The 9,595-nt window shown below is 35.4% G+C and carries 9 protein-coding genes; all 9 read left to right on the plus strand.

All coding sequences use genetic code 11. The annotated features are described in order from the left end of the window. Positions 1-282: 282 nt before the first annotated feature. The 9 genes from ahaH (at position 283) to ACKI67_RS08600 (ending at position 9,446) form a co-directional block, all read left to right on the plus strand. Positions 283-597, plus strand: coding sequence for an ATP synthase archaeal subunit H (gene ahaH, locus ACKI67_RS08560; RefSeq protein WP_407463119.1), 315 nt, complete (start codon positions 283-285; stop codon positions 595-597). Between the two features lie 9 nt (positions 598-606). Further along, positions 607-2,613, plus strand: coding sequence for a V-type ATP synthase subunit I (locus tag ACKI67_RS08565; RefSeq protein ID WP_407463120.1), 2,007 nt, complete (start codon positions 607-609; stop codon positions 2,611-2,613). Positions 2,614-2,864: 251 nt separating this feature from the next. Further along, positions 2,865-3,350: a V-type ATP synthase subunit K gene (locus ACKI67_RS08570; RefSeq protein WP_407463121.1), complete on the plus strand. Its 486-nt coding sequence runs from the start codon at positions 2,865-2,867 to the stop codon at positions 3,348-3,350. A 13-nt stretch (positions 3,351-3,363) separates the two neighbouring features. Then, positions 3,364-4,044, plus strand: a complete 681-nt coding sequence (locus ACKI67_RS08575; protein ID WP_407463122.1) for a V-type proton ATPase subunit E — start codon at positions 3,364-3,366, stop codon at positions 4,042-4,044. A 12-nt stretch (positions 4,045-4,056) separates the two neighbouring features. Then, complete coding sequence (locus ACKI67_RS08580) at positions 4,057-5,211, plus strand: V-type ATP synthase subunit C (protein WP_407463123.1); 1,155 nt, start codon at positions 4,057-4,059, stop codon at positions 5,209-5,211. Continuing rightward, complete coding sequence (locus tag ACKI67_RS08585) at positions 5,208-5,525, plus strand: V-type ATP synthase subunit F (RefSeq protein WP_292778585.1); 318 nt, start codon at positions 5,208-5,210, stop codon at positions 5,523-5,525. The genes ACKI67_RS08580 and ACKI67_RS08585 overlap by 4 nt, the downstream gene beginning before the upstream one ends. Further along, entirely contained in the window at positions 5,522-7,276 is a 1,755-nt protein-coding gene (locus tag ACKI67_RS08590) for an ATP synthase subunit A (protein WP_407463124.1), read from the plus strand. Before ACKI67_RS08585 ends, ACKI67_RS08590 begins: the two co-directional genes overlap by 4 nt. Before the next feature lie 2 nt (positions 7,277-7,278). Beyond that, positions 7,279-8,664, plus strand: a complete 1,386-nt coding sequence (locus ACKI67_RS08595; RefSeq protein ID WP_407463125.1) for an ATP synthase subunit B — start codon at positions 7,279-7,281, stop codon at positions 8,662-8,664. A gap of 92 nt (positions 8,665-8,756) precedes the next feature. Then, on the plus strand, positions 8,757-9,446 hold the full coding sequence (locus tag ACKI67_RS08600; protein WP_407463126.1) for a V-type ATP synthase subunit D: 690 nt from the start codon (positions 8,757-8,759) through the stop codon (positions 9,444-9,446). Positions 9,447-9,595 lie beyond the last annotated feature (149 nt).

A 9,595-nucleotide genomic window follows, 5' to 3' on the forward strand; every position in this document is an offset into this window, starting at 1 on the left:
TTCATGAAATTTCAAGTTTTTTTCATGAAAGCTATTTTTTTATTTTTCATATCTTTATTTTAATCGCCTTATTTGGACTTTTATCAATTTTAATCAGTTTAATTTTTTTTAAGATTTTTTTCAATTTTCTCCAAATATTCATAGAAATTTTAATTCAATTTTTTAAAAAAACTCGAATTTATAATGTCGTTATAATTTCCTTATTATATTATAATATTAAAATATTTTAATAAAATATATATATTAACAAAAATAAAAATAAAATTACCATGGTGATTTATTATGGCAGGGATATCAGAAGCTATTACCCAAATAAAAAAAGCTGAAAGCGATGCTGATTCCTTAGTAGAACAATCAACAGTCGATGCGAAAGCAATGATTGATGAGGCTACTGTTAAAGCTAATGAAATGATTGAACTTGCTAAGAATGAAGCTAGCGAAGAAGCTCAATCTACTGTTTTTAATGCAGAAGAAAATGCAAAGAAAGAAGCTGAATCTATTGCTTCTCAAGCAGAAAAAGATGTTGCTAACATCAAAAACGCTGCTAAAGGCAATATAGGTGAAGCTGCTTCAATTATTGTTAAAAATATTTTATAGTGTGAGATAATGTTTAGAACTGCGAGAATGCGTAAGCTTAATGTTATAACTTTGGACAAATACGCTGGTCCTACAGTCAGTGCACTTCACGACGAGGGTGTTGTCCAAATAAATGATATTTCTGAACGTATTCAGCAAGATCCTAAGCTAGCAGAACTTTTGAAACCTTCAAAAGTTGCACCGCACACCGGTAAGATCTCTTCACTTCTTATGAAGACAAGTGCAATCTCCGATTTACTGGGAGATTCATTGTCTGAAGGGCAGGGTATGAAAGACATGTTAATGTCCTTCATCAGTCCGGACCTTCCAGTTCCTAAAGAAGTCGAAGATGTTGATACTGAAAGCTTGATAGCTTATGCAGAATCAACATTAAGCCAGGTTGAAGGTGAAACAAAAGGTATTGAAAATAAGTTAGCCGCACTAGACAGTGAAGAGAGTAAACTTGAATCAAATAAAGTTTTGGCCAATAAGCTAAAATCTTTAGATATGGATTTAGGTCTGTTAAGTGATTCTAAGTACACTTCTACCATTGTTGGTAGGATCAGTGCTGAGTCAGCTCAGAAATTCAAAGATGAATACAGTAAGATTACAGATAATCTCTTCTACGAATTAGTTCCAGACGAAGAAAAAGAATATTATATCATGGTGGTCGTCGTTGCTAATGAGTTTAAGGATGATATCTATACCTTACTGAGGAAAAATGAATTCGAGAAGTTTGAAACTGACGGTTTAGAAGGAAGACCAGATAGTCTTATTTCCTCTTCTGAATCCAGACTCCAAGCTATCGAAAGTGAAAGATCCCAAGCTAAAGCTGAATTGAAAGTTGTAGCAGAAAAATGGGATGATGAAGTTCTTGCTTTAAAAGAACAATTAGAAAACGAAAAAGATAAAAATGAGGTTTTCGCTGGTTTTGCAGAAACAGATAAAACATATGTCTTCGAAGCATGGGTACCTGAAAAAGATGTAGAAAAAGCTCAAGCTATTATTGAGACTGCAACTGAAGGTCATGCAATCATGGAAGTTGAAGAAGTTCCAGATAATGCAGAAGACGTTCCGGTTTTACAGCAAAACTGTGCATATGCTAAACCTTATGAATTATTAGTTGAAATGTATTCCCCATTGAAATACAATGAAATTGACCCTACATTATTTGTAGCTATTACATATCCTTTCTTCTTCGGATTCTGTTTAACCGATGCAGGATATGGTCTTTTAGTTGCAATCATAGGATTCATCCTCTACAGAGGAATGGGTAAAGTCAACAGAACCATGCATGATGGTGGATTAATCATTATGGCAAGTGGTTTATGGGCTATTATATTAGGTCTTGTAACCAATGGTTTACTCGGGGACTTATGGACTAGAATATTAGGTTGGGGACCTGCTCTTCCTACTGTTATTGATTCAATCAATGCATTCAAATATCCAGCTACTATCTTGGTTATTGCTATTGTAATCGGTGTAATCTATACCAACATAGGTTTCATCTTAGGTGCAATCGACAACTTAAGATATGGTGAGAAGAAAGAAGCAATCGGTTCTCAAATTGTTTGGTTCGTATTTGAACTCGGTATTATTTTACTCGTATTAGGATTCTTGTTCCCAGCAATCGGAATGATTGGAATGGGATTAGGTGCAGTACTTATCATTGCTGCCCTTGGTATGCTCATATGGGCTAATGGTGCTTACGGACTTATGGATGTATTCGGTTTCATGGGAGATGTATTATCATACGCTCGTCTTTTAGCTCTTTGTTTAGCTACAGGTGGTATTGCTATGACTGTAAACATCTTAACTAACATGGTAAACGATATGATTCCAGTTGTAGGTATTGTTTTAGCTGTCATCATCTTTATTGGTGGACATATTGCAAACTTCCTTTTCCAAGTCTTAGGTGCTGGTGTTAACGCTTTGCGTCTTAACTATGTAGAGTTCTTCTCTCAATTCTATATGGGTGGAAAACATTCATTCGAAGCTTTTAAAGCGAAAAGACAATTTACAAAAATCAAAAAATAATCAAAATTTAAATTTATAGTTTTATAATTCGATACTTAAATTGAAATTATTGGAAATGTGATTTTATATTTAAGGAAAATTATGGAAAATTCATAATTTAAAAAATTAAGAACTTTATGCTTATAACTTGTCAAAATAGACAATTTTTATAAAATGATGTTCTTTTAACAAGAACTTTACGTTCTATTTCAAAATATAGTAATTATATTTGAAGATTTATTATAACAAATTAATTTAAGGAGATATATTATATGGTAGATATTGCTTTAGGTACTGCTTTAGCAGCAATAGGTGCTGGTGTAGCAATTGGTTTTGCTGGTTTAGGTTCCGGTTTAGGACAAGGTATGGCAGCAGCTGGATCTGTTGGAGCTGTAGCAGAAGATAACGACATGTTTGCAAGAGGTATTATTTTCTCTGCATTACCAGAAACTCAGGCTATTTATGGATTCTTGATTGCTATTTTATTACTTGTATTCTCAGGATTATTAGGTGGAGGATCAGGATTATCTGATACTGCAGGTATTGTAGCTATAGGTGTAGGTGCATCTATTGGATTTGCAGGTTTAGGTTCCGGTATGGGACAAGGTATGGCAGCAGCTTCCTCTGTTGGCGCTATCGTTGAAGATAACGACATGTTTGCAAGAGGTATTATTTTCTCTGCATTACCAGAAACTCAAGCTATTTACGGTTTCTTGATTGCTATCTTACTTATGGTATTCGGTGGAATATTAGGTTAAGGAGGTCAGTTGTATGAGCTCTGGAGCAGACAAAATTGTCTCTAACATAATGTCTGAAGCTCAAGCAAAAGTGGATGCAAATATTAGCGAAGCTCAAGCGAAAGTCGAAGCTATTTTAGCAGACGGTGAAAAGAGGGCTGAAGCTACTAAAGTTAAAATCTCAGATGATGCAGCAAAACAAGCAGACATGAGATATCAACAAATTATTTCTGAAGCTAAAATGAATGCTCGTAGGGCAGAATTAGGGGCAAAAGAAGATGTAATCGAAGAAGCTTTCAGTAAAGCTACTGAAGATTTGACAAATATGGCTAATACCAATGACCCTGAATATGTTGATGCTTTAGTTGAAATGATTAAAGAAGCAGCTGTAGAAATCGGAGGCGGAGATTTAATCGTTTTATTAAAAGCAGAGGATATTCCTAAGGTTCAAGATAAATTAGAGACCATTGTAGGTTTAATTAAATCTTTAATCAAACGTGAAAAACCTTCTGATCTTAATTCAATCGCTACAGAAGTTTCCAATGAAACTGATGTTGAAACTACTTTAGAAATCGGTGAACCTATCGATACTATTGGTGGAGCTATATTAAGAACTAGAAATGGTGAAATTCAAGTTAATAACACTATTGAATCCAGAATGTTAAGATTTAAGAAATCATTACGTTCAGAAGTTGCAAAAACTTTATTTAATTAGGAGAGATGAATTATGGCTGATGGAATTGCTACAATAATAAGTTCCTTAGGACTTTCTAATGAGGCATTTTTAGCAATCGTTCTTTTAGCATTTGTAGTTATTGGTGCAATTGTTGTAATCGTTGCAACTCGTCCAATATTAGACATTTATCCATATCTTCATCCTAATGCAAGAGTAAGAGCAAGAAAAGGAAGATTATTTGATGAAAAACAAATTTCTGAACTTGTTGAAGCAAACAACATTGATGAAATTTCCAATTATCTCAGAGGATCTCCTGACTATGCTGAATACTTAGATAATTACACACTTGATAAGGCATTAGATATTCAACTTGGTGAAACTTACGATTTAGTTTCAAGAATGGCTCCTAAAGAAGTGCAAACTTCATTTAAGGTAATGGCTAAAAAATCTGACATTACTAATATTAAAAGCTTATTAACTGCTAAAGAAGCAGGATTAAGCAAAGAAGCTACTGAAGAACTTTTAGTTCCTACAGGTTCTTTATATGATGATTTACAACGCTTATCTGATGTAGATACCGTAACTGATGTTATTGCAGGATTAGACGGAACCGAATATGCACCTATCTTAGAAGAAGTGCTTCCTGAATATGAAAAAACAGGTATGGTTCTTCCTTTGGAATCTGCTTTAGATAAATATTATTTAAGCAAATTGCTTGCTTCCTCAGAAACACCATCTGATGAAAACAAACAAATACTCTATTCATATGTTGGAAATCAAGTTGATGTAGCTAATATTAAATTAATATTAAGAGCAAAAGTTGATGGATTAGATTATGATGCTATCAGTCCATACATGATTGATAGCGGATACCAATTAAGAGAATGGAAGCTTAAAGATCTTATGGAAGCGGAAGATGTCACTGGAGTTATTTCCTCTTTAGAAGGAACAAAATACTCTGATGTACTTACTGATGTGCTTCCTGAATACAATGAGACTGGATCTGTAGCTCTCTTTGAAAAGGCTTTAGATAAGTTTTTAGTCGACTCTGCAAAATCCTATTCCATGAAAAAACCATTAGGTATTGGACCTATAATAGGATTCTTGTCTCAAAAAGAAGTTGAAGTCAGAAACTTGAAAGTCATTGCAAGAGCTAAAAGAGAAGAAGACTTCCCAATATCTAAAATTAGGGAGATGTTAGTATGAGTGATGTCGCTATTATAGGAGATATCGATACCGTCACTGGTTTTAAACTTGGTGGAGTTAAAAAAGGTATTATTGTAAATAATGATGAAGAAGCTAAAAATGCTCTTGATGAGTTATTGAACGATGAAATTTCAATTATTATAATTACACAAAAGATAGCTGATAACATAAGAGAACATATTAATAAACGTCTTGGTTCTGATGTGTTACCAATGGTTATTGAGATACCAGACAAATCTGGTTCATCTGAAGGCGGTGCTGATCAAATGGCAGCTCTTATTAAGAGAGTTATCGGGGTAGAGATGGTTAAATGATTAATGAAGGAAATATTATTAAAATTGCAGGTCCTGTTATCGTCGCAGATGGGATGAGAGGAACTCAAATGTATGAAGTGGTAAGAGTAGGTGAAGCTAAGCTTATCGGTGAGATTATTGAGCTTGAAGGCGACACCGCTACCATTCAGGTTTATGAAGAAACTGCTGGGGTAAAACCTGGTGAAAAAGTAGAAAGTACTGGAGGTCCATTATCTGTAGAACTTGGACCTGGTGTAATGGGTTCCATTTTTGATGGAATTCAAAGACCTTTAGAAGTCATCAAAGGTATTTCTGGTGATTACATTGCTAGAGGTATTGATGTAGACTCTATTGACAAAGAGAAAAAATGGACTTTTGAACCTATCGCTAAAGTAGGGGACAAAGTTGTTGGTGGAGATGTACTTGGACAAGTACAAGAAACATCTGCAGTATTACAAAAAATTATGGTTCCACCAATGATTGAAGGTACAATCAAATCAATTGCTGCTAAAGCAGAATACACAGTACTTGAAACTATTGCAGAAGTAGAAACTGATGATGGAATTGAAGAAATCCAAATGTTACAAAAATGGCCTGTACGTAAAGGTCGTCCATACAAAGAAAAATTGGACCCAGATATTCCACTTATTACTGGTCAAAGAGCACAAGACACTTTCTTCTGTTTAGCAAAAGGTGGTGCAGCAGCTATTCCTGGTCCTTTCGGTTCAGGTAAAACTGTTACCCAACAACAATTAGCTAAATGGGCAGACGCAGATATTGTGGTATATATTGGATGTGGAGAACGTGGAAACGAAATGACTGAAGTACTTACCGAGTTCCCATTCCTTACTGACCCTAAAACTGGAAATCCAATTATGGATAGGACTGTTCTTATTGCAAACACTTCTAACATGCCAGTAGCAGCTCGTGAAGCATGTGTATATACTGGTATTACTATTGCAGAATACTTCCGTGACCAAGGTTACGACGTAGCTCTCATGGCAGACTCAACTTCAAGATGGGCAGAAGCTATGAGGGAGATTTCAGGAAGATTAGAAGAAATGCCTGGGGAAGAAGGTTACCCAGCATACTTAGCATCCAGACTTGCACAGTTCTACGAAAGAGCTGGAAGAGTAATCACTCTTGGTCAAGATCCTAAAGAATCTTCCGTTACTGTAGTAGGTGCGGTATCACCTCCTGGTGGGGACTTATCCGAACCGGTTACTCAGAACACCTTACGTATTTGTAAAGTATTTTGGGCATTAGATGCATCTCTTGCAGATAAACGTCACTTCCCTTCCATTAACTGGTTACAAAGTTACTCTTTATACGTAGAAAGTATTACCAATTGGTGGCAAGAAAACGCTTCAGACGAATGGAGAGCAAACAGGGATCAAGCTATGGTTCTCTTGCAAAAAGAATCAGAACTTGAAGAGATTGTACAATTAGTAGGTCCTGATGCATTACCAGACTCTGAACAAGTTGTATTGGAAACCACTCGTATGTTAAGAGAAGACTTCTTGCAACAAAACGCATACGACGATGTAGACACATACTGTTCTCCAATTAAACAAGCAGGTATGTTAGCAACTATTCTTAAATTCCACGAAGCAGCAAGTGCAGCTGTAGAACGTGGTGCAGATGTAAAAGAAATTGCAGCTTTAACTGTTAAAGAGGACATTGCTAGAATGAAATACATCCCAGAAGATGAATTTGAAGCAAGAGTAAAAGAAATTCAAGAAAAAGTTGTAACACAATGTGCTGAGGTATAAAAATGAATGCTGATATTAAAACAAGAGAATATACAACAGTTTCTGAAGTTTCTGGTCCTTTAATGGTAGTAGAAGGTGTTGAAGGTGTAGCTTATAACGAAATCGTAGAAATTGAAGCTCCTACCGGAGAACACAGAAGAGGACAAGTATTAGAAGTAAAAGATGATGTTGCTGTTGTTCAAGTATTCGAAGGTACTACTGACTTAAACACCCTTAACACCAAAGTAAGATTTACTGGTGAAACTGCTAAAATCGGTGTATCAAGAGACATGATGGGTCGTATCTTCGACGGTACTGGTAAACCTATTGACGGTGGTCCAGAAATCATCCCAGATAAAGAATTAGATATTAACGGTAACCCAATGAACCCTGCATCAAGAGAATTCCCTGCAGAGTTTATCCAAACTGGTATTTCCACTATTGATGGAATGAACACTTTGGTAAGAGGTCAAAAATTACCTATCTTTTCAGGATCTGGTTTACCACACAACGATTTAGCTGCTCAAATTGCAAGACAAGCTAAAGTAGTAGGTTCTGATGACGAGTTCGCAGTAATCTTCGCTGCTATGGGTATTACTCACGAAGAAGCAAACTTCTTTATGAGAGACTTTGAAAGAACTGGTGCATTAGAAAAAGTAACTGTATTCATGAACTTAGCAGACGACCCTGCTATTGAAAGGATTCTTACTCCTAAAATGGCATTGACCACTGCTGAATACATGGCATTCGAACTTGGTATGCACGTATTGGTTATTCTTACTGACTTATCCAACTACTGTGAAGCATTAAGGGAAATTTCCGCAGCTAGGGACGAAGTGCCTGGTCGTAGAGGTTACCCTGGTTACATGTACACTGACTTAGCTGGTATTTACGAACGTGCAGGACGTATTGCAGGTAAAGAAGGTTCAATTACTCAGATGCCTATCTTAGTTATGCCTCAAGACGATATTACTCACCCAATTCCTGACTTAACCGGATATATTACTGAAGGACAAATCGTACTCAGTAGGGATATCCACAGGAAAGGTATTTATCCACCTGTAGACGTACTTCCATCCTTATCTCGTTTGATGAGTGGTGGTATCGGTGACGATAAGACTCGTGATGACCACAGTGGTGTATCTGACCAACTTTATTCCGCTTACGCAGAAGGACGTAACTTAAGAGACTTAGTTGCAGTAGTAGGGGAAGATGCTCTTACTGAAAGAGACCAAAGCTTCTTAGCATTTGCTCAAGCTTTCGAAGATGAGTTTATTACTCAAGCTAAAGATGAAGACAGAAGTATTGTTGAAACTTTAGATCTTGGTTGGAAATTATTAACCATATTACCTAAGACCGAACTTAAAAGAGTAAAAGACGAATTTATTGCAAAATATTACCCAGAATAAGTCTAATGCCTAATTAGATTTAAAATTAATATTTTATTAAATTCGTCACGAATTTAAGTTTTAGGTAAAATATTATCTTTTAGGAGGATAGTATGGCAGAAGAAATACTTGATGGTATTAACCCAACCCGTATGGAGTTATTAGCTCTTAAAGATAGAGAAAAACTTGCAGTTAAAGGTCACAGTTTGTTAAAACAAAAAAGGGACGCTTTGATTAAAGAGTTCTTCGATATCTTAGACAGAGTTAAAGGTGCAAGGGAAAATGCGGAAACCAATTTATCCGAAGCATACGAAGCACTTACTGAAGCTCAAATTACAATGGGTGATTTGGCTGTTCAAAAAGCAGCTTTATCTGTTAAAGAATCTGTTAAAGTAGATATTTCTTCAAGAAGTATTATGGGAGTTTCCGTACCTATCGCAGATATGGAAATGGAATCAAGAACTATAGTTGATAGAGGATACGGTTTTTCAGACACCTCCATTCAATTAGACGAAGCAGCTAAAAAATTCGAAACTGCTTTGAAATATATCATTGAATTAGGAGAAATCGAAAAGACCATTTATCTTTTAGCTGATGAGATTGAAGCTACTAAACGTAGAGTAAACTCTCTTGAACACATTATGATTCCTAGATTCCAAGCTACAATCAAGTCAATCAATATGAAACTTGAAGAGATGGAAAGGGAAAACTTCGTAAGAATGAAGATGATTAGATCTACTATCGAGAAAAACGAAGCAGAAGCTTTAGCAAAAGCTCAATTAAAAGCAGCTCAAAGTGAATAATTAAAATTTAGAATTTAAGCAATTCATATTTTACTTGTTAAAATAGAATATGCTCAATCTTTTTGGGATTGCCCAAAAATGGCCAAAATATTTTATTTTGGTCTTATCTAAATTTTTTTAATTATTCTTATATTTTTTATTTTTAGATT

Origin of the sequence: Methanobrevibacter sp. (genome assembly GCF_045577275.1) — an archaeon.
Taxonomy (GTDB): Archaea; Methanobacteriota; Methanobacteria; order Methanobacteriales; family Methanobacteriaceae; genus Methanobrevibacter.